At 37.1% G+C, this 25,111-nt stretch carries 27 protein-coding genes and 2 pseudogenes; 19 read left to right on the plus strand and 10 right to left on the minus strand.

Translation table 11 applies throughout. The features are described from left to right. Positions 1–433: 433 nt before the first annotated feature. The 5 genes from MK805_RS11240 (at position 434) to MK805_RS11260 (ending at position 5,296) form a co-directional block, all read left to right on the plus strand. Positions 434–940, plus strand: a complete 507-nt coding sequence (locus MK805_RS11240) for a sigma-70 family RNA polymerase sigma factor (RefSeq protein WP_240875985.1) — start codon at positions 434–436, stop codon at positions 938–940. A gap of 3 nt (positions 941–943) precedes the next feature. Beyond that, positions 944–2,380 carry a DUF4179 domain-containing protein gene (locus MK805_RS11245; RefSeq protein ID WP_240875986.1) on the plus strand — a complete coding sequence of 479 codons (1,437 nt, stop codon included), beginning with the start codon at positions 944–946 and terminating at the stop codon, positions 2,378–2,380. Between the two features lie 580 nt (positions 2,381–2,960). Further along, positions 2,961–3,947, plus strand: coding sequence for an aldo/keto reductase (locus MK805_RS11250; protein ID WP_240875987.1), 987 nt, complete (start codon positions 2,961–2,963; stop codon positions 3,945–3,947). Between the two features lies 1 nt (position 3,948). Continuing rightward, complete coding sequence (locus MK805_RS11255; protein WP_240875988.1) at positions 3,949–4,545, plus strand: TetR/AcrR family transcriptional regulator; 597 nt, start codon at positions 3,949–3,951, stop codon at positions 4,543–4,545. 124 nt (positions 4,546–4,669) lie between these two features. After that, positions 4,670–5,296: an FMN-dependent NADH-azoreductase gene (locus MK805_RS11260; RefSeq protein WP_240875989.1), complete on the plus strand. Its 627-nt coding sequence runs from the start codon at positions 4,670–4,672 to the stop codon at positions 5,294–5,296. A gap of 156 nt (positions 5,297–5,452) precedes the next feature. Here the strand turns inward: MK805_RS11260 and MK805_RS11265 are convergent. Further along, positions 5,453–5,759, minus strand: a pseudogene (locus MK805_RS11265) (Tn3 family transposase); the annotation flags it as partial. A gap of 377 nt (positions 5,760–6,136) precedes the next feature. Between MK805_RS11265 and MK805_RS11270 the strand changes: the two are divergent. Further along, the gene (locus MK805_RS11270; RefSeq protein ID WP_240875990.1) at positions 6,137–6,523 is read left to right on the plus strand and encodes an FAD-dependent monooxygenase; all 387 of its coding nucleotides are present in this window, start codon (positions 6,137–6,139) and stop codon (positions 6,521–6,523) included. A gap of 59 nt (positions 6,524–6,582) precedes the next feature. Here the strand turns inward: MK805_RS11270 and MK805_RS11275 are convergent, their stop codons facing one another. Beyond that, a complete protein-coding gene (locus MK805_RS11275; protein ID WP_240875991.1) occupies positions 6,583–6,765 on the minus strand; it encodes a hypothetical protein in 183 nt (60 codons plus the stop codon). 14 nt (positions 6,766–6,779) lie between these two features. Then, a pseudogene (locus tag MK805_RS11280) lies at positions 6,780–6,973 on the minus strand (IS30 family transposase); the annotation flags it as partial. Between the two features lie 267 nt (positions 6,974–7,240). On the opposite strand from MK805_RS11280, the gene MK805_RS11285 reads away from it, so the two are divergent. Both MK805_RS11285 and MK805_RS11290 read left to right on the plus strand, forming a co-directional pair. Beyond that, positions 7,241–8,104, plus strand: a complete 864-nt coding sequence (locus MK805_RS11285) for an SPFH domain-containing protein (protein WP_240875992.1) — start codon at positions 7,241–7,243, stop codon at positions 8,102–8,104. Between the two features lie 13 nt (positions 8,105–8,117). Beyond that, the gene (locus tag MK805_RS11290) at positions 8,118–8,273 is read left to right on the plus strand and encodes a type II toxin-antitoxin system antitoxin (protein WP_240875993.1); all 156 of its coding nucleotides are present in this window, start codon (positions 8,118–8,120) and stop codon (positions 8,271–8,273) included. Positions 8,274–8,592: 319 nt separating this feature from the next. Here the strand turns inward: MK805_RS11290 and MK805_RS11295 are convergent, their stop codons facing one another. Continuing rightward, complete coding sequence (locus MK805_RS11295) at positions 8,593–8,772, minus strand: hypothetical protein (protein WP_240875994.1); 180 nt, start codon at positions 8,770–8,772, stop codon at positions 8,593–8,595. A gap of 194 nt (positions 8,773–8,966) precedes the next feature. On the opposite strand from MK805_RS11295, the gene MK805_RS11300 reads away from it, so the two are divergent. From MK805_RS11300 to MK805_RS11335, 8 genes are all read left to right on the plus strand, one after another. Further along, a complete protein-coding gene (locus MK805_RS11300) occupies positions 8,967–9,476 on the plus strand; it encodes a hypothetical protein (protein WP_240875995.1) in 510 nt (169 codons plus the stop codon). Between the two features lies 1 nt (position 9,477). Beyond that, positions 9,478–10,962 carry an AAA family ATPase gene (locus tag MK805_RS11305; protein WP_240875996.1) on the plus strand — a complete coding sequence of 495 codons (1,485 nt, stop codon included), beginning with the start codon at positions 9,478–9,480 and terminating at the stop codon, positions 10,960–10,962. 18 nt (positions 10,963–10,980) lie between these two features. Further along, positions 10,981–11,856, plus strand: a complete 876-nt coding sequence (locus MK805_RS11310; protein ID WP_255724612.1) for a 3-hydroxyacyl-CoA dehydrogenase family protein — start codon at positions 10,981–10,983, stop codon at positions 11,854–11,856. A 250-nt stretch (positions 11,857–12,106) separates the two neighbouring features. Further along, on the plus strand, positions 12,107–13,309 hold the full coding sequence (locus MK805_RS11315) for an acetate/propionate family kinase (protein WP_240875997.1): 1,203 nt from the start codon (positions 12,107–12,109) through the stop codon (positions 13,307–13,309). A gap of 53 nt (positions 13,310–13,362) precedes the next feature. Further along, the gene (locus MK805_RS11320) at positions 13,363–14,553 is read left to right on the plus strand and encodes a pyridoxal phosphate-dependent aminotransferase (RefSeq protein WP_240875998.1); all 1,191 of its coding nucleotides are present in this window, start codon (positions 13,363–13,365) and stop codon (positions 14,551–14,553) included. 269 nt (positions 14,554–14,822) lie between these two features. Then, on the plus strand, positions 14,823–15,752 hold the full coding sequence (locus MK805_RS11325; RefSeq protein ID WP_240875999.1) for a DUF2268 domain-containing putative Zn-dependent protease: 930 nt from the start codon (positions 14,823–14,825) through the stop codon (positions 15,750–15,752). After that, positions 15,727–16,494: a MerR family transcriptional regulator gene (locus tag MK805_RS11330; RefSeq protein WP_240876000.1), complete on the plus strand. Its 768-nt coding sequence runs from the start codon at positions 15,727–15,729 to the stop codon at positions 16,492–16,494. Before MK805_RS11325 ends, MK805_RS11330 begins: the two co-directional genes overlap by 26 nt. A 98-nt stretch (positions 16,495–16,592) precedes the next feature. Continuing rightward, complete coding sequence (locus MK805_RS11335) at positions 16,593–17,009, plus strand: VOC family protein (protein WP_240876001.1); 417 nt, start codon at positions 16,593–16,595, stop codon at positions 17,007–17,009. Positions 17,010–17,422: 413 nt separating this feature from the next. On the opposite strand, the gene MK805_RS11340 is transcribed toward MK805_RS11335, so the two are convergent. Further along, positions 17,423–18,394, minus strand: a complete 972-nt coding sequence (locus MK805_RS11340; RefSeq protein WP_240876002.1) for a helix-turn-helix transcriptional regulator — start codon at positions 18,392–18,394, stop codon at positions 17,423–17,425. 190 nt (positions 18,395–18,584) lie between these two features. Between MK805_RS11340 and MK805_RS11345 the strand changes: the two genes are divergently transcribed. Together MK805_RS11345 and MK805_RS11350 are read left to right on the plus strand one after the other, a co-directional pair. Beyond that, positions 18,585–18,848, plus strand: a complete 264-nt coding sequence (locus MK805_RS11345; protein ID WP_240876003.1) for a serine hydrolase domain-containing protein — start codon at positions 18,585–18,587, stop codon at positions 18,846–18,848. Between the two features lie 63 nt (positions 18,849–18,911). Next, complete coding sequence (locus MK805_RS11350; protein WP_240876004.1) at positions 18,912–19,115, plus strand: hypothetical protein; 204 nt, start codon at positions 18,912–18,914, stop codon at positions 19,113–19,115. 511 nt (positions 19,116–19,626) lie between these two features. On the opposite strand, the gene MK805_RS11355 is transcribed toward MK805_RS11350, so the two are convergent. The 3 genes from MK805_RS11355 to MK805_RS11365 form a co-directional block, all read right to left on the minus strand. Continuing rightward, on the minus strand, positions 19,627–20,298 hold the full coding sequence (locus tag MK805_RS11355; protein WP_240876005.1) for an oxidoreductase: 672 nt from the start codon (positions 20,296–20,298) through the stop codon (positions 19,627–19,629). Further along, positions 20,299–20,922 (minus strand): transcriptional repressor LexA, encoded by a 624-nt coding sequence (gene lexA / locus MK805_RS11360; RefSeq protein WP_240876006.1) that lies wholly within the window; start codon positions 20,920–20,922, stop codon positions 20,299–20,301. Between the two features lie 93 nt (positions 20,923–21,015). Beyond that, positions 21,016–22,056, minus strand: a complete 1,041-nt coding sequence (locus tag MK805_RS11365; RefSeq protein ID WP_240876007.1) for a tyrosine-type recombinase/integrase — start codon at positions 22,054–22,056, stop codon at positions 21,016–21,018. A 318-nt stretch (positions 22,057–22,374) separates the two neighbouring features. On the opposite strand from MK805_RS11365, the gene MK805_RS11370 reads away from it, so the two are divergent. Next, a complete protein-coding gene (locus tag MK805_RS11370; protein ID WP_240876008.1) occupies positions 22,375–23,130 on the plus strand; it encodes a hypothetical protein in 756 nt (251 codons plus the stop codon). Here the strand turns inward: MK805_RS11370 and MK805_RS11375 are convergent. Both MK805_RS11375 and trhO read right to left on the minus strand, forming a co-directional pair. Further along, positions 23,127–23,885, minus strand: coding sequence for an MBL fold metallo-hydrolase (locus MK805_RS11375; RefSeq protein WP_240876009.1), 759 nt, complete (start codon positions 23,883–23,885; stop codon positions 23,127–23,129). The two genes, MK805_RS11370 and MK805_RS11375, sit on opposite strands and share 4 nt — an antisense overlap. A gap of 146 nt (positions 23,886–24,031) precedes the next feature. Then, the gene (trhO, locus tag MK805_RS11380; RefSeq protein WP_240876010.1) at positions 24,032–24,940 is read right to left on the minus strand and encodes an oxygen-dependent tRNA uridine(34) hydroxylase TrhO; all 909 of its coding nucleotides are present in this window, start codon (positions 24,938–24,940) and stop codon (positions 24,032–24,034) included. Positions 24,941–25,111 lie beyond the last annotated feature (171 nt).

The following is a 25,111-nucleotide window of genomic DNA, read 5'->3' on the forward strand; positions in this document are numbered from 1 at the left end:
TCATTAGTTTTTACAAAATGTTGGCGGTACAAGATGATTTTATCCCCTGATCCTTTCATATCCGATAAGGTCTATTCCGGTTTTCTGTTCCACTGATCCCTAATGAACAATTTTGGGAGATATGCAAAAAACCTAAATTTATGAAAATTCGATATTCCGCCTTTTCGAGGCGTTGGGAAAAAACACCCTAAATCCGCTTTTTTCTGTCGGAATCCCAATTTGCCCAACAATTGGAAATATCCTGCTGGATCGAGATGAGATGATTCGATCCATTTTGAAATTTGCCATAATTAATTTTGTTTGACCCAAACTTTTCTTGGTTTTGATCGATCTAATAGGTAGATCTTCCAAGTTAAAGCAGTTTCACTGGCATCATATAAGCAATTATCTCTTGGTGATGATTTTTAACTTCTGTGGAAATGGATGTGAAGTGATGGAAATGGAGCAACTTATACGCAAGGCACAGAAAGGAGATTGGGAGAGTTTTTCGCAGGTTGTTTTTTCAGCCAAAGATCAAGCTTATCGGATTGCATACTGTTACCTCTACAATGAGAATGACAGCATGGATGCGGTTTGTGATGCGATGGAGAAAGCTTACCGAAAAATTAAATCTCTTCGAGAACCTCAATTTTTTTCTACTTGGTTTATTCGAATCGTGATAAACGAGTGTAAAACGCAGCTGAAAAAGAAGAAAAATGCCCGTTTTCATACGGAGGTACAAGCAGTTATCGGGCAAAATCCAGAGGAAATAGTAGACCTTAAGTTGGCTTTACAGAGTTTATCTCCAAGCGAACGGGTAATTGTTCAAATGAAATTTTTTCTTGGTTATACCTTTCAAGAAATAGCAGAAGCAATCGAAATACCAGAAGGAACGGTAAAAACGAAATTATACCAAACATTGAAATTACTAAAATCCAAGTTAGCGTTACAGGAGGTTTAAAGGATGAAACCCTATGATTCTAAGCAAGATAACTCGAAATTGGAGCTTCAGGCTCATGAACAAGAGGAATTGATGAAGTATATGGATATTTCTGTTCCTAAGGAATTAAACGATCGTCTTGCTTCAAGACTGACAAAAATGAAGTCTCCCATCTTTTTTCGCAAAAGTTGGATAAAGATGCTTATTGCTACTGCTGCTTCCATCATGATTGTTCTCTCATTAGGAATGGGTCTTTCCTCAGCATTCGCTGCATATGTAAAAAGTATTTTTATGGAAAGTGGTGATCCGGGGTTAAAAGAAGCATTTGAAAATGGACATAGTAAAACAGTGGGAAAACAAGTGACAGATCAAGGAGTAACCGTGAGAGTGAAAGAAGTAGTTGCTGATCTCAATCGTATCTCTGTGAGTTACGATATCGTAAACGAGAAAGGTGAAAGCATGGACCCATCTTTGGTGAAGAGTGATTCTGGAGACCCTATTTATTTGACGAATTTAAATGGAGAAAAATTACATTTTGGTGGGCATGGTGGTCCTGTATGGGATCGAAAAGGCAAGCAGCTTGGAGGTGTGGTTACTTTTGATCTTCCTAAAAATATAGCAAATGAAAAACAATTTATTTTCCATTTGCATTTTACCAATATTGGAGAAATAACCAATGAAATAGGAACAAAAGTGATCCAACCAGGAGTAAAAGGTAAATGGGTTTTACAATTTCCTATTGATTTAAGAAAAGAGAAAAATGCTTCCAAGGAAATAAAGTTGGATGCTATTTTGGATTGGAAACATGAAATAAAATTAACGTTCGATAAATTGGTATTATCCCCCAGTTTAAGTCGGTTGTTTTATCATGTGGATCAATCAGAAAAATTAATGCAATTACCAAGTCAAGATGCTGATGACTTTAAAGTAGTAGACCTACAATATTATATAACGGATGAACACAACAAGAAGGTAGCGATTTACGGCACAGATGATTTCAATTCAGGAGCTGAGACAACAAACAAAGAAATTCAACATCCTCCATTTCCAAAATCGAAGTACTACGTTTTCCATTTAACTGGTATGTCGTACGCTACAGTTGCAAATGAAACATTTTCTATTTCAAGTAAATCATTACCTGTGACCAAAAGCACAAGTGTGGGGAAAATCATGATAAAAAGCATGAAGAAGGTGAATGGAAATACGGTGATTACAATTGAGGGAGAGCGTTCAAAAGACATCGATTCGTATGGATGGGTTGTTCGAGACGAAAAAGGTCAGGTAAAAGAAATGTTTACACATGGGTCAGAAAACGGAAAAAGCAAACAAGGTAAAACGCAATCTTTTACAGAGGATATAGGGATTGTTGGCGAGCCGACATCAGGAAAGATTCAGTTACAATTGATTGCTGTGAAAAAGTATCATGCTACAAATTGGTCTTTCAAAATAAAGAGCGAATAGAATGCTAAAAATAGGATCAGGAATGTTGTTCGAAGTTATAAGCGATATTTTAGTTTTAGCGGAAGAGATGAAAGATATGAATAAAACAACCTCAACCTTTTGAAGGGAAATTAAAATTAGAGTTGGAAAGTGCTTGATGGGAAGGGCCTCTGTGCCCTTTTTCCAATTTTTCCTATCTATCGTGCTGCTGTTGGACTTATCTCGGACGACCCCCGATTAGGGATTCAAGTCATTCTTCCATTATTTGGTCAAATTGCGCTTTATGACACGGATGCTGGTTCTAGGCCTTTTAGGGGGGGCAGGTAACACATCTTTGGAAACTCTGAAACGGATGTCAAATTAACAGAAGTTGTTACATAGATAAGCTAGGGAGTAGTTCGGAGGTCATGAACTACTCCCTTATTTAATTTGGAAGTTATTTGCATATGGTCCCATATTTCGCTTTTGGTTGCCATACCCCAAACTGATCCATTAAAGGCCTTAGCGCACAAATTACAAGTGACAAATTTCAATGTCTGTCACTTGTAATTTGTATTAATTGTGCTACAATTACCTCATCAACAGATTGGAGGAATTGTTAATGGATCAACGTAAAATAGGCCATAGCGATGCGACAGTTTCAGCTATAGGTCTTGGTTGCATGGGGATGTCTGATCTTTACGGTGCAACTGATCGCAAAGAGAGTATTGCTGCTATACACGAAGCGCTCGAGAAACAAATTACCCTCTTTGATACGGGGGATTTCTATGGTGTTGGCCATAACGAGCTACTCCTGCGTGAGGCACTAGGCCATCGACGTGACAATGCTTTTATCGCCGTTAAATTCGGGATGTTAAGGTCTCCTGATGGTTCTTGGCTTGGCATGGATTATCGGCCGCAGGCTATCAAAAATTCATTAGCATATACGCTTAAACGTCTAGATGTTGATTATGTAGATCTCTACCAACCTGCGCGTGTCGATCCAACGATTCCAATTGAAGAAACAGTTGGAGTCATTGCAGACTTGATCCAAGCTGGTTATGTGAAGCATATTGGACTGTCTGAAGCAAATGCAGAAACTGTTCGACGTGCTCACGCCGTTCATCCAATCAGTTGGTTACAAATTGAATATTCGCTCTTTAGTCGGGGCATTGAAATGGAAATATTGCCGACTTTACGTGAGTTGGGTATCACTCTTTCCGCATACGGAATTCTTTCACGCGGTCTGCTCAGCGGCAAATGGTCCAAAGATCGTCAAGGTTCGCTTGATTCACGTACATTCTCACCCCGTTTTCAAGGTGAGAACTTGGATAAAAATCTAGCGCTTGTTGAATCGTTGCGAATTATTGCTCTTGAAAAAAATATTAATGTTGCACAACTTGCGATTGCATGGGTATTATCCCGTGGCGATGATATTATTCCGCTCATAGGCGCCCGAAAACGTACCCAACTTCATGATGCACTCAGTGCCCTAGAGATTACATTTACGGATGTTGAACTTGCAAACATTGAAGTAGCCGTACCGCCAGGAGCCGTAATTGGAACTCGTTATGCAGCAAATCAAATGCCAATTCTAGGGGTGCTTTAACATGGTCGAAATACCTTTAACAAAAGAACAAATTTTAGATACGGCTGAACAGGTGTTTCGCCGATTTGGTCTCGAAAAATCAACGGTCGTAGATGTGGCAAGAGCTCTTAACGTCAGTCACGGAACTCTTTATCGCCATTTTCCAAGCAAAGTTTCCATTCGAGAAGCAGTAGCTCATAGATGGCTAAGACGCATTTCATATTCACTTGAAGGAATACATGCGCTACCAGAACGTGCAACAGCGCGATTACGTCGATGGTTAGATACTTTAATTCAAATAAAACGTTCTCAAGCTGTGGAAGATCCGGAATTATTTGCGATGTACGTAGCGCTTGCAGAAGAAGCGAATGATGTTGTTCAAGCACATGTGAATGAGTTAGTACTTCAGCTTACGAGAATTATTGAAGAAGGAATCCAAGCGGATGAATTCAAATCAGAGAATGCGTCAACTTCTGCATCTGCTGTTTTTACAGCAACGATCAGATTTCACCACCCTGGACATGCCAATGAGTGGACTTCCCCAACTATCGATCAAGAATATGAGCATGTTTGGAATCTCATTATGACCGGTTTGTATAACAATTCAAAATATAAATGATATTTAATTCGATTATCATCTTAAGCCCCCAAGGGGAGGTGAGGTATATGTATGGTGAATATCGTTCCACTGCAAGAATAAACAAAATATAGCAACCTAAAAAAGACCCAAGGAGGAACAGAGAATGACAACAGTTTTATTTGTAAAAGCTAACAATCGTCCGGCAGATCAGTCAGTAAGTGTGAGATTATATGAAGCTTTTCTAGCAAGCTATAAAGATTCACATCCAAATGATAAAGTGATAGAGCTTGATCTATTCAATGAAGAATTGCCATATGTAGGCGTAGATTATATTAATGGTTCTTTTAAGGTTAGCAAAGAACTAGATTTAACAGAAAAGGAAGCAAAAGCAGTCGCTGTTGCTGATAAATATTTAGATCAATTTCTTGCTGCGGATAAGGTTGTATTTGCTTTCCCTCTTTGGAACTTAACAATCCCTGCTGTACTTCACACCTATATTGATTATTTAAATCGCGCTGGCAAAACATTTAAATACACGCCAGAAGGTGCAGTAGGAATGATTGGAGATAAGAAAATTGCCTTATTAAACGCAAGTGGCGGTGTATATTCAGAAGGTCCAAGATCCGAAATGGAAATGGCGGTAAAATACGTTACGAACATGATGAACTTCTTATGTACAACGAATATGGAAACCGTAGTGATTGAAGGACATAACCAATTCCCAGAGCAAGCTCAAAAAATTATTGCAGATGGCCTTGAAAAGGCAGTTAAAGTAGCTAGTACGTTCTAATTGCCAATAACAAAAAATTCTGAATATATCATTTTAGCGTTTCCTTTATAGTAGGGGTCCCCCACTGTACGCTTAGACATATTTTAGGCACAATTCAACCGACTACCTGTACGTTAAGCAAAAGCAGTCGGTTGATCACAATTACTCCCAGTTTATTTAAGTTTTTTTCTCTCTCAAAGGTCGAAGAATATCAAAAGAAATTCGCTGCTTGAGATTCCAAATATAATCACCTGTGAGGTTCGATGCTTCAAGTATTCTTCTGGAATATCCATCCCTTTTGCTCGTAAGGTTTCTACTGCCTGAGCAATATAAACGGTATTCCATAGAACAATCGCAGTGACAACCAGTTGTATCCCACTTGCTCGATAGGATTGATCCTCGTAGATTCGATCTCGTATTTCTCCTAATCGGTTAAAGGCTACCACTCTTTTAACGCATTTGCTGACTCTCCTTTGTTCAAGCCGATTTGAGTTGGTGTCGTCCCTGACGCCTGGCTCTTTATTTCACGACATACTACTCACCACTATTGTCATTGGCAGGCCTAACCGGACCAATCGATGGAGATCGTGCAAACAGTATCATTGATTCTTACACATTGGCGTTTTTTGATAAGTATCTAAAGAGTAAGCCAGCAAAACTGCTTGATGGACCATCAAAACAATATCCTGAAGTGCACTTTGAAAAACGGTGACCTAGATAGACATAAGTTCTCGATTAATTATTCTGTAAAGTAACGGTGAAAGGACGAAATAGACGTGCATAGGACTTTTAATAAGTTCGCGATGAAGCAGACATGCAAAATGCTCTACAAAAATAATAAAACCTATGAGGTGTATACAAATGAACAAACGAATTTTGATTTCAGGTGCAAGTATTGCAGGTCTGACTTTGGCGTACTGGTTGGAACACTATGGATTTCGTCCCACTGTGATCGAGCGAGCTCCAAAGCTGCGAGAGGATGGCAATGGGGTTGATATACGAAAACAGGCGATCGAGGTAGCAAAACGGATGGGGATTATGCCAATAATTCAAAAGAAGGCACGTGACACTATTGGAATGTCCTTTGTAAATGCAGACAACAAAGTCATAGGACGTATAGACATGAATGAATCGAGACAAAAAAACAGTAGCGGCGAAGTAGAGATCATGCGTGGAGATCTAGTAGATTTATTATACGAAGTGACAAATAATGTCGAATACATTTTCAACGATTCTATTCAAAAATAGAGCAATCCAACGATGGATTAACCGTCTTTTTTGAAAAAAATTCATCTCGTTCGTTTGACTTAGTTATTGGGGCTGATGGCATACATTCCAACGTCCGCCGTTTGGTATTTGGATACGTAACACATTAGCTCGATCTTCATTGTTTGAGTACGTGTCGAAAATGGCAAAAAAGCGAATCGAACCATTGCCAATTTATAAGTAGAAAAATGGGTGTCTCTCTTTAGTAGGGTTTGTTGCATCATTCCCTTGCCGATTTTCAACCAAGACATTTTCTTGGGAGAAGATTAATCCAGTGGAGTGCAAATTCCAGCTCTTCCTCGGAGCCTTTTCTAGGTTGGTGCCTTTAGGAAAGAACTCCGTAAATGCTTCATAGCAGGCAAATTCTTTTCCGCGATCCACTGTTGCTGTTTGAAAGGTACCTTTGGGAAAATGAGTAGCAAGCAGCTCAAAAAAAACCTAAAACATGGTGGATACGCTTTTACTGTTCGGGATTCCTATTGATCTTCGTTTAAGAAAGGACAAAGATGGAAAGAAAAAAACAAAACTAACCAAAACGGTTGAAAATTCTTAGCAAGGATGAAATAAGGGTTGTTTAACGATTTCGATGGCATGTCCTCTCTATTTTGCAGGGATATTGGATAATGTATTTACTTTGTTTCACAATCACTTTATAATGATATAAAAGTGATATCACTCTTATATCATGGAGGGGTCAGAATGAAGGAAAAATCAGTTTTTAAAATCAATGGTTATGCAGCACTACTTCTTGCACTAATATGTATTTTTGGCGGAATATACTTAGCTAACCATGCTCTTTCATTTGGAGAAAAAGCAAGCGGAATCTTAGTAATCATTTTAGGCTTGATTATCTTCACAAGTTTAACAATTGTACAACCAAACCAAGCAAAAGTATTAACTTTCTTCGGAACGTATTTAGGTGTCATTCGTGATCAGGGATTATGGGCAACGATTCCTTTCACCTTTAAACGAAGCGTATCATTACGCGTTACCAACTTTACAAGTGAAAGATTAAAGGTAAATGACTTAGAAGGAAATCCAATTGAAATTGCCGCAGTAGTGGTTTATAAGGTAAATGATTCAGCAAAAGCATTGTTTGATGTTGAAAACTATGTGAAATTCATTCAAATTCAAAGTGAAACTGGAATTCGTCATATTGCAAGTAGATATGCCTATGATTCGTACGAAAAGGAAGGAGAAAACATTCTCACTCTAAGGCAAAATAGTGATGAAATTGCAGAGGTTCTTGTTCATGATTTACAAAAGCGAATGGATGTTGCAGGTGTCGATATAATTGAAGCACGGATTATGCATTTGGCATATTCTTCCGAAATTGCTTCTGCTATGCTGCAAAGACAGCAAGCAAATGCCGTTTTGTCTGCTCGTAAAGTGATAGTCGACGGGGCAGTAGGGCTTGTAAAAGCAGCGATTGATCAGCTTCAAGAGCAAGAAATTGTCGAGTTGGACGAAGAGAAAAAAGCACAGATGGTCAATAACCTAATGGTTGCCATTGTTTCTGAAAAAGGAACACAGCCTATCATCAACACAGGAAGCATTTATTGAGGTTGTGTTGTAAATGAGTAAACGAAAAGCATTTCCACTTCGGATCGATCCAAAACTATATGAAGTACTGGAAAAATGGGCTCAGGATGATTTGCGAAGTGTGAATGCTCAAATTGAGGTCATATTAAAAGAAGCAGCAAAAAAAGCAGGAAGAATAAAGAAAGAATAAAGTTTTTTTACAGATCCTTTTGAAAATCAAAACTAAAATTCATGAAATGACTTGAACCTGTACATACAACAATTCAAGTCATTTTCTATTGACACTTGCTCTCAAGTGATTAAGTATATTAAGGGGGCGTTCTTCTGCTATGTACTAAGTTGTAATCGGCTCATGGAGAAAAGCTTTAGTCAAAAAGGTTTGTACCGTCCATAACCTTTGTAGTGCTGCACTCAAATAAAAAAAAGTGCTCACCAATATTTGGCAAAGCACTGATAATACACGAAGGAATAGGTAGAAGATTTTTTTGAAAAACTAAGACTAACTAAAGCTATGTTTGTACATCAATATCCAAACGAAAACGTAACGGTGGTTCTTCATCTTCATTCCAATTTCGGTATCGGGCTGCGGGGGAGGCCCATGATTCCGCATGAATAAAGGATTCCACCTTACCTAGTTGTACCTCAGACAGATGAGTTTCCAACAAATCGTACAACCAACAAGAAGTCATCTAATACCCTCCCTTGCGGTGTATCTATAGTATCACCTGGCGGATCGAAGGTATGTCTTACACATTTTAGAAAGACCGTTTTTACGGTCTTTTTTCGTGTTACCAATCTTTCCTTCCTACGGATGTATATAACATATGATATACTACATAGTGTATTTTTTGATATACCGAAAAACTGGAGGTGCGTGACGATCATGACAAAGCAGATAAAAGTCATTATGATTAGCTTGGTTGTCACGTTAATTGTGCTTTTTGGTGGATACCAAGGTTATCAGTACTTTAAAATAGAAAAGCCTATAAAAGATGTAATCCATGCTCAAAAAGATATTTCCCTCACAAAAATAGAAGCAGATCCCGAAGATACAGAAGTGCAATTAAACGTGAAACCGACCTATGATTTTATAGATAAATTTCCAGAAGTATCTATACAACTGGATAAAAATCTTGGTAAAGGAAAATGGCATATTACTTTTACCAATCCACAATCCAATAAAGTGGAAATAGCATGGCATGAGATGGTATTTGGAGTAAAGGAAGGTCTGGAAACAGGAAAGTACACATTAATCCAAACTACTGTTAAGCAAATTTCCTCTAAATATCATCTGCATTATCAACTATATATAGACGATCAGTATGTTTATCTTTCACTAAAGGACGAAAATAAAACATGGTACCAAATTTTACCTATAAAGGCGGTGAAATAATATGTATCTTCCATTCATCGGAGCAGGGCTAGGAACCATTCTGTTTCTCGCTTATTTGGGTGTGCCATTGTTACCTATGATTGTAATAATAGGCATAGGCGTAGCGATTTGGTATTATTCTAGTGCTGGAACAAAAGTCGGATCTTATTGGAATAAAGGTAGTTCACAAGATCAACGTAATGCGATTCCCAATATCCAATTTACAGACATCGGAGGACAGACAAAGGCAAAGCAAGAATTAATGGAAGCGCTGGATTTTTTAATCCAACAAGAAAAGATGAAAGATTATGGTATACAACCCCTGAAGGGAATTCTATTAACCGGACCGCCTGGAACCGGTAAAACATTGATGGCCAAAGCAGCGGCTCATTATTCAGATGCAGTTTTTCTCACTGCATCTGGTAGTGAATTTGTCGAGATGTACGTCGGGGTTGGTGCAAATCGTGTTCGTCAATTGTTTTCTCAGGCTAGAAAAGCTGCAAAAAATCAAAAGAAAAATAGAGCAGTTATTTTTATTGATGAAATTGATGTGATCGGTGCCAAACGAGAAGGTTCTCAACATAAAGAGTATGACCAAACTCTCAATCAATTATTAACGGAAATGGATGGAATAAAAAAGAATGATATCCCCGTTTTTGTGATTGCTGCAACGAACCGAAAAGATTTGTTAGACTCAGCATTAACTCGTCCTGGAAGATTCGATCGGCATATAGCAGTGGATTTGCCGGATAAAGCAGGACGTAAACACATTTTATCGCTCCATGTTAAAGGGAAACCGATACATGATGAGGTGGATCTCGATAAGATTGCAAGAGAAACATTCGGCTTTTCTGGTGCTAGTTTGGCAAGTGTCGTGAATGAAGCAGCAATTTATGCGATGCGAGATGAGGCAAAGCAAATTAAAATGAAGCATTTTGCACAAGCTGTAGATAAGGTTCTAATGGGAGAACAGATTGATCGTGCTACCTCTACAGAAGATAAAAAAAGGGTTGCTATCCATGAATTGGGACATGCTCTAGTTGCTGAGTTATTGGAACCTAATTCTGTTGCCCAAGTTGTGCTGACTCCCCGTGGCCAAGCATTAGGATATGTCCGTCATCATCCTAAAGAAGATCGTTATTTACACACGAAATCTCAACTTGAAAAGCAAGTCATGATTTGCTTAGCGGGAACAGCAGCCGAAGAAACATGGTATCAAAATCGATCCACTGGAGCAAAAAACGATTATGAACAAGCCATACACCTTTGCAAAACAATGATTGATACAGGACTTTCTTCTTTGGGTATAATCGATATGTCTCTGATTGATCCTGACAAATTATCCAAAGAAGTTACTCATATTTTGAATGAGTTGTATGAACAGACTTTGAACATCACCAAGCGGCACTATTCATTTCTCCAAGATTGCTTGAACCTCCTGTTAATAGAAGAAAGAATAGACGGAGAACAATTTCGGGATTTGTTAGCGCGAGAATTAGTGAGCTAGGGAAGGAGTTATCTTGTTTTGGCAGAAGAAATACAACAAATCGCTGTTATTGGCGGAGGCACGATGGGACAAGGAATCGCTGAATTGTGTGCTTCCAAAGGATATGAAGTTTTGTTATTAGAAAAAACAGAAGAACTAGCACAGTATGCAAAAGGAAAGATTGAGCAAAGCCTTGATAAAAAATTATCGAAGTGGGGGATTACAACCGCAGAGAAAAAAATTACGTTATCCCGCATTGTATTTACTTCGAATATAGAATTATTGAGAAACGCAGATTTTGTAATCGAATCTGTGGTAGAAGACATGAGCACCAAAAAAGCTGTTTTTCAAATATGTGATGAGCTTTGCCGAGAAGATGTGCTTTTCGCAAGTAATACATCCACCTTGAGCTTAACAGAGATAGCAGCTGTAACCAATCGACCCGAAAAAGTTGTTGGTCTACATTTTGTCTATCCTGTAACCAAACGCCCCTTGGTAGAAGTAGTTCGAGGTTTAAAAACATCTGAAAAAACTGTAGCTGATCTTCGGACGTTGTTGACAACACTTCATTTAACTGGAGTAGAGGTTTTTGAATCTCCGGGTTTTGTAACCACAAGAATGATTGTCCTGTTTATCAATGAAGCAACTTATATATTGATGGAAGGCGTTGCAGAAGCAAATGAAATCGATTTTGCCATGAAGCATGGATACCATTTTGCATTTGGTCCATTTGAAATGGCTGACCGATTTGGGTTGAATTCTGTATTAGCAGCGTTGGAACGGTTGTACAGGGAGTTTGGGGACACCAAATTCCGCCCAGCTCCTTTGTTGAAAAAGATGGTTCGGGCAGGTCATTTAGGGATTAAGACAGGAGAAGGATTTTTTAAGTACGATAAAGACGGCAATCGATTGTAACCTAAAACCAGCTTTTTTATAGCTGGTTTTTTATACATATATATCAACTGGATGATGAAATTTGTTTTATATCCTGTTATCGAAAGCATATGTAAGAGATATTATTAGAATCATAAAAGTTATTTATGATAAAAGGGTATTGCCATGACGCTTTTTTGGAGAGCTAAAAAATACCGTATGCTATTGATAAATAATATCGTATGCTATTGATAAATAATATGGAAGGAACCAAGAAACGGAGCGGGAAGAAATGAAAATTTTAGTTATAAATTGTGGAAGTTCTTCTATTAAATATGAACTATTTGAAATGGAAGATGAATCCGTTATTGCTGAAGGTTTGATAGAAAAAATCGGAACAGAAAGTGCAATCATCACCTATCAAGCGACAGATAAAGAAGAGTTAATGAAAACAGCAGAAATTCTAGATCACCGTGAAGGCTTAAATCTTGTCCTTCGGCTTTTGATGGATGATAAAGATGGTGTAATTGCTAGTAAAAACGAAGTGGCTGCCGTTGGACATCGAGTTGTACATGGTGGAGAGTTTTTTTCTGAATCAGCTGTGATCACAAGTGAAGTGAGACAAGCTATTCGTAAAACTGTTGACTTAGCTCCTCTGCATAATCCTCCAAATCTTTTAGGGATAGCTGCTGCAGAGCAACAGTTACCTGATGCAATTCATGTAGCAGTCTTTGATACCGCCTTTCACCAAACAATGCCAAAACATGCGTATTTGTATCCTTTGCCATATGTATTGTATACACGTCACAAAATTCGCCGTTATGGATTTCATGGAACTTCACACAAATATGTATCTGAACAAGCTGCATTATTTATAGAGAAACCATTAACCGAATTAAAAATAATTTCGGCACACATTGGTAATGGTGCCAGTGTCACTGCAATCGATCATGGAATCTCTATTGATACCAGTATGGGGATGACACCTTTAGAAGGATTAATGATGGGGACACGTTGCGGAGATATTGATCCTGCTATTGTTCCTTACGTGATCGCTAAAGAAGACTTAACTTTAAGTGAAATCCAATCCATGATGAATAAACATAGTGGATTATTAGGGGTTACAGGAATGTCCAGTGACATGCGGGAAGTCACTCAAGCAATGGAAGAAGGAAATGAACAAGCAAAATTAGCAATAGATATGTACTTGTACAAACTTCGTAAAACGATTGGATCTTATATTGCGGCGATGAATGGTGTAGATATACTACTTTTCACAGCTGGAGTAGGAGAAAACTCTTCCTATGTAAGGCAAGAGGTATGTAAAGAACTTAGTTTCTTTGGTATTGAGTTAGATCAATCCAAAAACAATATTCGTTCCAAAAAAACAAGAGAAATCAGCACCCCAAATTCCAAAGTGAAAGTTTTAGTAGTCCCTACCTATGAAGAGTTAATGATTGCAAGAGAAGCAAAACATCTGGTCGACCAGCAGTAAAGGTGTTATCATAAAGGAAACAAACCAGATAATTGGAGATAAAGGAGAAAAAAATGACACTTTCTGATCGCGTAAAACAATTATCACCCTCCCCAACATTAGCTATCACAGCAACAGCAAACGCATTAAAGCAACAAGGCCACAATGTAGTAGCATTAGGTGCTGGTGAACCAGATTTTAATACACCTGAACATATCCTTACCGCTGCAAAAGAAGCTATGGATAAAGGGTTTACCAAGTACACTGCTTCAGGGGGAATCAAAGAACTCAAGGATGCGGTCATCGCCAAATTTGCAAATGAAAATGGACTAACGTATACAGCCAAAGAAGTTATGGTGACAGTAGGAGGAAAAGAAGGACTTTATAACCTTTTCCAAGTCATTTTAAATGAAGGTGATGAAGTAATTATTCCTGCTCCATATTGGGTAAGCTACATCGAACAAGTAAAACTAGCTGGTGGAAAGCCTATTGTAGTGGATGGTAAAGAAGAAAACAATTTGAAAATCACAGCAGAGCAGTTAGAAGCAGCTATAACAGATAAAACCAAAGCAATTATTATCAATTCACCATCTAACCCAACAGGGATGATATATAGCAAACAAGAACTACTCGAGTTAGGAAATATAGCTGTAAAGCATGATTTGTTGATCGTGTCAGATGAAATTTATGAACATCTTATCTATGATAATAAATCTCATGTGAGCATTGCTACTTTAGATGAGGCATTTTTCAAGCGCACCATTATCATTACTGGTGTATCCAAAACTTATGCTATGACAGGATGGCGTATTGGATATGCAGCAGGTCCCCAAGAAATTATCCAAGCTATGACTGATTTGCAAAGTCATAGTACTTCTAATCCTACCTCTGTATCTCAATATGCGGCCATCGCTGCTCTCACAGGCCCTCAAGAACCTGTCATTCAAATGAAAGCAGCATTTAAAGAAAGGCGAGATTATGTAATCAATCGGATTCGTAATATTAAAGGATTCCGTTGCATTACTCCACCAGGTGCTTTTTACGCTTTTATTCATGTAAAAGATGCTCTTGGCAGCAAATATTCATCTGTTGACGAATGGTCCACTGCCCTCCTAAAAGAGGAATTAGTAGCGGTTGTCCCAGGTTCTGCATTTGGAGCAGACGAATATATCCGTATCTCGTATGCAACATCTATGGATAACTTAAAAGAGGCCTTTAATCGAATCGAACATTTCGTGAATACATCTTCTCTCGTTTCTAAATAACCTTAAAAAAACTGGTCCTAGTTAGGATCAGTTTTTTTCATAAAATCTGCCTGTAAAGAGGATTTAATTTCGAACACAACATGTTGACAAATCGGCTTTTATTCACATATACAAAACGACTTGAGTTCTTAATATCTCAAGTCGTTTTTCTATTTATTGGTCAAATTGCGCTTGGTGACATGGACTCCTCTTTTGTTTAATTAAATTCCTTGACTATAACGTAACGTCATAGTCTATAATGATGATCAAAGAAGAGAGAGGTGGAAAAAGTGAATATAAAAGCTTTACGTTCAGATAAAATATATCGCAAAGTTTTACAAGCCCCACAAGAAGAAAAAGTTGAATTACTCAGACAAGAAATGTTTGCTCCATTTATGAAAAAGTGGGAAACACAACATATTCCTTTTAAAGCAAAAGAGCCTAACGGTTTTGATGTTATTATGTTGAACAATATGACAGGCATCTCACCTACTGAGATCACCAATGAGATTTCAACAGAATTAGAATTAATTTCGTCCGATTCCTTTTGGAATGAGTGTGAAGAAGCAGTTAAGAAAAGCCTCTCGTTATTTACAGAGCACGGCGTGAATCTTCGGGTATCTGATTATCTATTTACTATTCAATTAGGAAATCCAAATAGCCCTTTCTTAATAATAAATGAGGGATATAGTGGTGATGGGGGAATTCCTGGCTATATTTTTGGTACACTTGTGCCAAATGAATACACCATACCTCGTATGAAGGCTGCTTTAGCTCATGAATGTAATCATAATGTTCGCTATCAATTTATTGAATGGGATCATTTTGCTGTTACATTAGGTGAATTAATTGTTAGTGAAGGATTAGCAGAAAACTATGCTACTTCTATTTTTGGAGAGGATATGCTCGGACCTTGGGTATCAAAAACAGATAGGGAAACGCTTAATACGCGTATTAAACCTGTGCTCAAGGAAAAATTACAACTAAGAGGCTTCGCTAATTTGTCACCATATCTTTACGGTGATGAATTAGCAAAACTTCAAAACATGACACCAGTCAATATGCCTTATAGTGCCGGTTATGCCTGTGGGTATTATTTAATCAAATACTATCTAGAAAAAACAGGTAAAACTATTTATGAAGCTACGATTACTCCTGCAAATGATATATTAGATGAAGTACAAGGGTTTTGGGATGAAGAAACATTTATTATTAGTTAAAGATATTGTTCAAATTACAGGCATTACAAAAAGAACCTTACATTATTATGATAAAATCAATTTATTAAAGCCAACTTATCTTACGGAAAATGGTTATCGACTCTATGATAGAAATAGTTTAGTAAAACTACAAACCATTTTATTTTTAAAGGAAATGGATTTTTCTCTACAAGAGATTAAGGACATTTTGAAACTTTCGAAGGAAGAACAAAAACAACTATTAAAAAAGCATAGCCAAACTTTATGGATAAAAAAGCAACGATTGGAAACAATTATTACTGCATTGGACGAGTATGTATCTGGAAAAGATATCTACAATATACGTATTTTTCATGATTCATCCATTTTACCCTTACAAGAACAGTATGCTCATGAAGCGAAATTCTTCTATGGAGAAACAGAAAAATACAAAGAATTTGAGAGGAAACTAGAAGAACTCTCACCTAGTGAAAAAGCAAACTTACTCTCTGTATTTGAACAAAACATGGAAAGTGTATTTAGAAGAATGGCATCCTGTATAAACCAGTCTCCTTCTTCTGAGGAAGTACAGCAATTAATTACAGAATGGAAAAGTAATCTAGAACAAGTTATGGTTTGTGATTCTGAGATATTAGCATGTATTGCAAATACGTATAAATTTCATAATCGATTCAAAGATTATATCAATCAATTTAGCAATGAAGACTTAGCCGATTTTTTATACAACGCTATTATGCATCATATCAATCAGAAAAAGGGTTAAAAAAATACGAATATACGAAAGAAACGTTTGTTTGTGTTTAGCTGTTTCCTATGGTAATATGTTTAGCGTGTTTAATAACGAAAAAAAGAGGGATATACATGGCTTTACGTATGAATCCATACATTACTTTGGATGGAAACACCAAGGAAGCAGTCGAATTTTACCAAGAGGCTATTGGCGCAAAAGTAATTTCTATTCAAACCTTTGGAGAAATGCCTGAAGACCCATCATTTTCTTTACCTCCCGAAGCAAAAGATCGTGTTCTACACGCGTTATTAAAAGTTGGGGAAACTGATCTGATGTTTTCTGATACTTTCCCAGGTCAACAACAGCAAACAGGCTCTCGTGTTTCGATTGCTATTGTCGTCAATAGTGTAGAAGAGTCAAGAGCTATCTTCGAGAAGTTATCTCAAGAGGGTAAAGTATACATGCCATTACAAAAGACATTCTGGAGTGAGTCCTATGGAATGGTAATCGATAAATATGACGTACAATGGCAAATTACAACAGAATAAGAAATACAAAGAAAAGAACTGCACCTCCCAATTGTTGTGTGTATCTAGCAATTGGGAGGTACAGTTTTCCTAGGACGACTTATTTATAAAGTTAGATGCCTAATTCAAAAAAAGAAAAATCTATGACAGGGAAAAGCCCAAATAGTTTATGAATTAAGACATAAGCAGAAAATAATCGGTTAATAAAATTGGTGAACCACTTGTTTCAGGAGATTTTAGTTTCTTGTGATAATTGCTGCTATCGGATAACTTCAAGTGTTTTTATATATTTCTGGTCTGACAAATAGATGATGGATATACTCAAACACATCAAAAAGTACCGGACAAACGGTACTTAATCCAATTTCAAAAAATGAACATTGATGATTGAACATCGTTGTACCATGTTCAGGACAACCATAAGTCGCCAATAATCAAAAACTACCATCCCTACTCATTTCATATAGTTGATACATCTTTCGTAGTTTTTGCTTCACTTTTATTTGTAACTCCTTCGGTTTTTTTACCAAAGCTTCCCCGCCTAAACCAAAAAAGTAATCAGCAAAGTAATCTATTTCCTTTCTTGGTAAATCTCCTTTTATATAACCTGATCCATCTGAATTAATTTGCAACCTTGAGACAACCCAAGGCTCTAGTTGAGATTTTCTTACTCCTTCTCGAGTTAATTCAATATAAACATTCATATCACCGGAATCTTCTCTTGTGATTGTTTCCCAGTTTGAAAGGTTGATATTAATTAAATTCTTGTTTTCCGTATGTTTATTAGGATTCGAATCAATGGAACGTAATCGATCTAAGCGAAATAGGCGAAAATCAGCTTTTTTTAAACAATAGGCAGGACAATACCAAAATCCATGACTAGCATAGATTCCGATCGGTTGGATGTCTCGCCATGAAAATCCTCGAATAGAGTCATATTCAATACGTACCACTTTTTGCTGAATCGCTGCATCCAGTAAAATGGCTAAATGAGAGGTAGAAAGCGGACGCATAGGAACAACAAAATCTACTCGATTTTTCATTTTATCTATTTTATCTTTTACATCATTTGGTAAATAGGAAAAGAACTTTTTCAATGCATTATTTATCTCTGATTCAAAAGGAAGAGAAGAATAATGACGCAATGCATAGCTAGCAAAGAATATAGCAACTGCCTCATCTTCGGTAAAGGTAATGGGCGGTAGTATCCGTTCATTTAAAACTTGATAGCCACCATGTCGTCCTGTTTCAGAGTAGAGTGGAACACCTAATTCACTAAGTTCTTGCAAGTCACGTAGCATGGTTCGTTTCGATACACCAAATTCTTCGGCAAGTTCACTAATAGTAAATTTCCGTTTTCGATTAACAGTCATCATCAATTCTATTAAACGTTTTGATTTTGGCATAGGATTCTCTCTTTATTTTATTTTTAAAACAGCGCCAATAGTTGTCACTGTTTTAGTATACAATAAAAAAACACAGGAAGGAGTAATTCAATTTAATGGAAACAGGGCAAAATCGTAGAGAGAAGAATGCTAAAAATCACAAATTCATAAATAACATAACAAAACAGAAATAGATGGGAGTAAAGAGCTGATGGAAATAAACCGAAAAATCAAAGCGTTCATGGAAGAATGTATCAAAGAAAGTAAGGAGACAGGCCTTCAAGCAGCAGCATATGTGGATGGTCAATTGGTTTTAGATACTTGGGCAGGAATAGCTAATCCATCAACTGGACAAGAAGTAACTAGAGATACACTTTTTACTGTCTTTTCCTGTGGAAAAGGGATTGTAGCAACAGCAATTCATCTATTAGCTGAGGCAGGAAAAATTGATTATGATGATCCTATTTCTACTTAATTAGAAAGCTCTGGTATAGATAAAGTTCTGGGTTTAAAAGTTAAGAGGGGATTAGGTTACCAATTGGGTGGGATACATCCGGCTTTTAGTAGCAGAATAGAAGTGTTTGGACATCCTGGTATTAGTGGGGCAATTGCTTTTGCTGATCCTGAATACCGTTTTTCCCTTGCAATATTGAAAAATTATTGTGAATGGAATCCTAGTGATTATTCTACTGAAACTAAAATCGCTCGATTGATAAGAGCAGAGTTACAGATCCCAGAGTAATCGAAAATATAAAAAACGTCTTTTGAAACATACAAAACGTAAATTGACACAACAACCCTCTACAGTATATTCAAAATTAGCTATTACAAAAGCTCAAGAAGAATATAACCATGTGATTTCTTCTTTTTTTGGTTAAAAACAGACCGATTTGAAATAGATATCGGTTTGTTTTCCATTTTTTGATCAAATTAGGGTTTGTCGTTTGGTTGCTGGTTCTGCGCCTATTTAACTTCGATCAGGGATGGCATTTCCTGAAGAGAGATCCTATCGGCATGCGATGAAAAAACGAGGAATCTTTCAAAGTATGTCTTAGAAAGGCAATTACTTGGATAGTGTCGGAATGGAGGATTTCTTCGGCTTATAAAAAAAGAAAATTAGTTATATTTTAAAAAAATGAGAGTATGGATCACTATTCACTATTACAACCACAAATGAAAAAAGGCAAAATTAATGGGTATGAGTTCAGTTCAATACCGAACACATACCCAACAGATTGCTTGAATTTCCGTGTCTAACTTTTTGGGGTCACTTCAGTTCTTTTTGCGATTTTTTCTATTTGTGTGGAGTCATATATATGAAAACCTAATGTTTCTTCTTTTGAAACATGAATCATAGCTTGGGCCACGGATTGCGCTTGGTTTGGTTTATATTTCTTCAATGGTCCTTTAAGAAACCACCTACTGAAAGGAGCTGCTAATCTTTCGCTTAGCCGAAATTCTGATCGGTCTCCTAACAGTAGGGAAGGGCGGAAAATATGTAGAGATGGAAGCTTTAGCTTTTGTAAGTCTTGCTCCATTTCGCCTTTTACTCTGCTATAGAAAAACATCGATTTTGGATTTGCACCCATCGAGCTTATAACAAGAAATTTTGCGTTATTTTCGGCAGTTAATTTTCCAGCATCCAAGACATAATCATGATCCACACGATAAAAAGCTTCTTTTGTTTTTGCTTTATTTATGGTAGTTCCAAGGCAACAAAATATACTGTCAACTTGAAATATTCCTGAAGAAAAGGGAAGTTGTTCAAAATCGATAACATGTTCAACTAATTTGTCATGTATCCAATTTGTTGATTTCCTTACGAGAATATGTATTTTATCGTATGTTTCATCATCAAAGAGCAAACGACTCAAAGAAGAACCAACTAGCCCGCTTGCTCCTATAACAAGCGCCTTTTTCGTCATCTATACAATTTCTCTGATTAAGCTTACCACTTTACCAAGTATGGTAACTTGAGGTAGACGTAATGGTTGCAAGCGATCATTTTCTGGTTGCAACCGAATATGATCCCCTTCTTTAAAGAAGCGTTTTACCGTTGCTTCTCCGTCTCCGGTCATGGCTACCACGATTTCTCCGTTGTCAGCTGTATTCTGTTGGCGGACAACAACATAATCTCCATCCATAATTCCAGCATTTATCATGCTATCACCTTGAACAGACAGTAAAAAAGTAGTTCGATCTTCTCCTGCAATTCGTGCAGGAAGAGGGAAGTAATCTTCGATATTCTCTACAGCTGTAATTGGTTCGCCTGCTGTTACTTTGCCCACCAGTGGTACCATTACAGTATCTTTTTTAAGTGCATTAGAATTTTGATCCAGGATCTCGATTGCTCTTGGTTTTGTTGGATCACGTCGAATATAACCTTTTTTTTCCAAACGGTTAAGATGCCCATGTACAGTAGAACTAGATGCTAAACCTACTGCTTCTCCGATCTCTCTTACAGAAGGAGGATACCCTTTTTCATAAACTTCTTTTTGTATATAGTTTAAAATAGCTTGTTGCCTTTCAGAAAGTTTATTACTTTTCACATTCTCATCTCCTTTTCTCCCGGAAAATTCCGAACATATTGTATCGGTCTGTACCATTATAGCGAAACAAGATAAAAAAATCAAACGGTTGTTCTAGAGAATGTCTGCTTGTATAGATGCTAATTTATCCAATGCATCATCTTTTTCTGTATTGATAACATGGGTATAGATTTGTGTAGTCTGGATACTAGAATGACCTAAAATCTCTTGCACTACCCTTAAATTCTCTCCATTTGATAGCAACATAGTTGCGAGTGTGTGACGAAGTTTGTGTGGAGATATATTGGCAGCTTTGGGAGGGAGTTTCGCTTCCCGAACATATTTGGTGATAAGTTCAGAGATCCCTTTTCTGCTTAATCGATTAGCGTTTTTGTTTAAAAATAGGGCAGGATCATGAGATGAAGGGCGTTCTTGTAAATATTGCTCCAGAGAACCAACTACAACTGCATTCAATTTTAACATCCGTTCTTTTCCGCCTTTTCCCATGATTACAATCCGAAGAGAATCACCTGCTTTCTGCAAACTATTCATATCTAAGTTAACTAACTCAGATACACGCATCCCAGTGTTTAATAAAAGCAATAAAATGGAAAGATCTCTTGTTTTAATCCAAGATATTGTAGTCTTTCGATTATGATAAGTTTGAACAGCTTGCAGAAGACGAGTCACTTCCTCCATCGTTAAAAAAACAGGTACTTTTTGTTTCGATCTTGTTCTCAAGCTAGCATCTTCATAAGCTTGCATTGGGTCTTTTTCGAGAACTTGTGCAGTCACCAGATAACGAAATAGCGAACGAAGAGAGGCTCTTTTTCTCTGTTTACCACTTCTTGTATTCTCATGAAAATGCTTTCTGGTTATCCATTCTCCTTTTGCAGTTTGGACATAGATTGTCCGTTCATATCCATTTTCTATGTAACGAAAAAACCTTTTGATGGTCAAAGCGTCCAATGATTCTATGTCTTTATTTTTTTCTTTTAGAAAACGGAAAAACAAAGAAAAATCGTAAGCATAATTGGCGATTGTTAAAGGGGATCTCTCTGCACTAATCATTTCCAAAAAGAAATCTTGTACATCTTCTGGAAAATCACTAATAAGTCGATTTATATTCGAGGGTAGCCTTCGCGAGTGAAACATTCTCTCATCATCCTTATCTAACTCTTTTTTTGTAACTATAGTCTATCGGAAAGATACCCGCAAATAAACACATGACGATCGTTTGAATTTTCTATTATATATGTACTGTGTTATAGTAGCAGTAGAAAAGATTTTCTCAAAGGGGAGAGAACCAATTTTATTTGTATGCCGTAATAAATAGGTTACTAGCAAAATAATAGAATAAAAACAAAGCCGCCCAATGATAGGCGGTTTATTTTTGACAATAAGATACTGCTTCCTTTGGTTAGAAAATATTATTGTTTGATCACTGTTAAATTGAAAAGGGAGGCATAAAGTTTGCTAAAAGAAGTAGAAAAAATCGCGAATCAGGTAGTGGAGGTATACCAAACTCACACAGGTAACGATTTCATTGGACTTATTGTTCATGGTTCTGCGATGAAAGGTGGATTTATCAAAGGATCCAGCGATATTGATTTTCAGTTATTCTTAGAAGATAAGATCTTTGAGGATAACGGGATGCTTCCTCTAGAGTTATATTTGAAAATCCATCAAGATCTAGCTAAAATAAATACCTCGCCATTCCGATATATTCAATGTAAAGCGTTATCAAAAAATTTGCCTAGGGACTATGTAGGGCCAGTATCTGGTACATATAAAATAGTAGCTGGGAGACTCCCAGTTCCAGAAGCAACTAACGAACAGCTTAAACAATCTGCACACGAATCCTTGTTAAAATTAACAGAGACACCCGAGTATCTTTCTTCCCTATTGGATCATGGCAAAGATCGATTAACTCACCTTATTCGACTTTTATGCACAAGGGTTTCTCCTTTGATATATCAAATATTAGCGATAGAGCATGAAAATGCTATCCAGATATGGAATATGCCAAAAAACATGGCAATCCACTGTCTTCCAAAACAGCAACTTAAAGAAAGTGCTGGGGCGTTTTATAACCATGCGAATGCTTATTATCCGAAAGAAACATCCATTTATGAAGCATTGGAAATGGTAAAACATGCAGTTTTATTTATGCGACACGCTAAAAATTGGTATGAAGAAAAAATGAGAAGTATTGGAAAGCAGGTTTAGAGCAATTTATTTTTTTGACAGCGGTACAACTCAAGCATACAAGCATTAACATCTTGATCAAATATACCTCCATGGTAGCATAGGACAGTCTCAATATCATAATGAGTCAAGTGACCAATAGACTCTATTGCTTTTTCCATATCGAAAGTGAGTAATGGGGAAGAGATAACTAATTCATTGTTTTCTACTGTCAGAGCATCTCCTGCAATCAACGTCTTACTTGTCTTATGATAATAACTAGTATGACCAATCGTATGTCCTGGTGTATCAATAACTATGATTCCTCCCAAAAACGGAAGTTCATCTCCGCCTACTACTGTTTTATTTACTTTTGCAGTAGGGGGATTTTCTAATGTATGCCGAAACGCTTGTTTCCATTGTGAAGGAACATCTGACGGGAGATTCTTTACCGCCGTTGCAATAGCTTCCGGTGTATGCTTCTGCAATGTTTTTTCTCCTTGTATATAAGGCTGTTCTAATAAAGGGGCGATTACTTCTATAGGGTGAGAGGACATGTTAAGGAGAGAAGATACATTACCAATGTGATCTATATCTTGGTGAGTAAGGATAATTTTTTCAATGGATGACAAAGATGAACCAACTTTCGCTATGGCTTGTTGAAGGAGAGGGAGTTGGCCAGGATATCCTGTATCAATCAAGACTGAAAAATTATCATCAAACAAAAGGGCAGGGAAGATGGTGTTACTATTACCCATCATCGTAGCAGTTAACTCTAATGGAATTAGTTTGGACACTGTATATACCTCCAAAGTAAATGATATTACTAATTCTACTTCGAAGGTAGTTATAAATCAATCAAAAAAATAATAATATCATATTAAATAAATTTTGTCAAGGGTTTTTAAAAAAATATATCCTACGTATAGTAGGATAATTAAATTCAAGCTTTTTGTTTTGCAGCTACTAACTCTTCACATTCTTTTGAGCAAAAATGTTGATGTTCGCTTTGGCAAGTAGGGCATACGATATGTTGGCGATGACAGAAATCATTAGCACAATTGATATAGGTTTCAGCTGGTTGATTGCAGTGATAACATTTTCCGATGACTGTCGGTGCTACCTGATTGACCGGAACAGAAATCCGCTCATCAAATACATAACATTTCCCATCAAATAATTCTCCTTTTACTTCAGGATCTTTGCCATAAGTAATGATACCGCCGTCCAGCTGAGCTACATCCTCAAAACCTTCGGAAATGAGGAAACTAGTCAATTTTTCGCACCTAATTCCGCCCGTGCAATAGGTTATGATTTTTTTATCTTTGTATTCGTTGAGATTTTTGCGTACCCAATCAGGGAATTCTTTCGTCGTGTTTACACCGGGTCGGATAGCGCCACGGAAATGACCAAGGTCATACTCATATTCGTTTCTTCCATCAATGATGATCACATCGTCACGCTTCAGATGCTCGTTAAACTCCTTTGGAGTCAAATGTTTCCCTGTGGTTTCACTTGGGTCAACTTCTTGATCCAGTCTCCAAGTTACTACTTCTTTACGAGGTCTGACAGAAAGCCTTTTGAAGGCATGACCGTCATGTTCGTCAATCTTAAATTGCATATCACGGAATAGAGGATGCTGATGCATGAAAGCCATATATCTATCCGTTTCGTCTTTTGTACCAGAGACAGTACCATTTATCCCTTCATAAGCGATCATCACTCTTCCTTTTAGGTTTAATTCTTTACAAAAAGCCAGATGCTGTTTAGCGAATATCTCGTAATCTTCAATATGAACATATTTATAATATAACAACACTTGATATTTCTCTGTTGTTGTGAGTGTACTCATGTTTATTCTTCCTTTCCACACAAATAAATCATGCAACATTTTACCATAAGAAAGGCAAAAAAGCATGGGTTGATCCGAATTCAATTTTTTCAAAAACAAGGGTATATGTGATTTTTATTTTTTTGTATAATGAAAAAGATGAGAGATCATCTGAGTGTTTCCATTCCGACT

It is taken from the genome of Shimazuella soli, from assembly GCF_022511585.1.
GTDB classification, from domain to species: domain Bacteria; phylum Bacillota; class Bacilli; order Thermoactinomycetales; family Thermoactinomycetaceae; genus Shimazuella; species Shimazuella soli.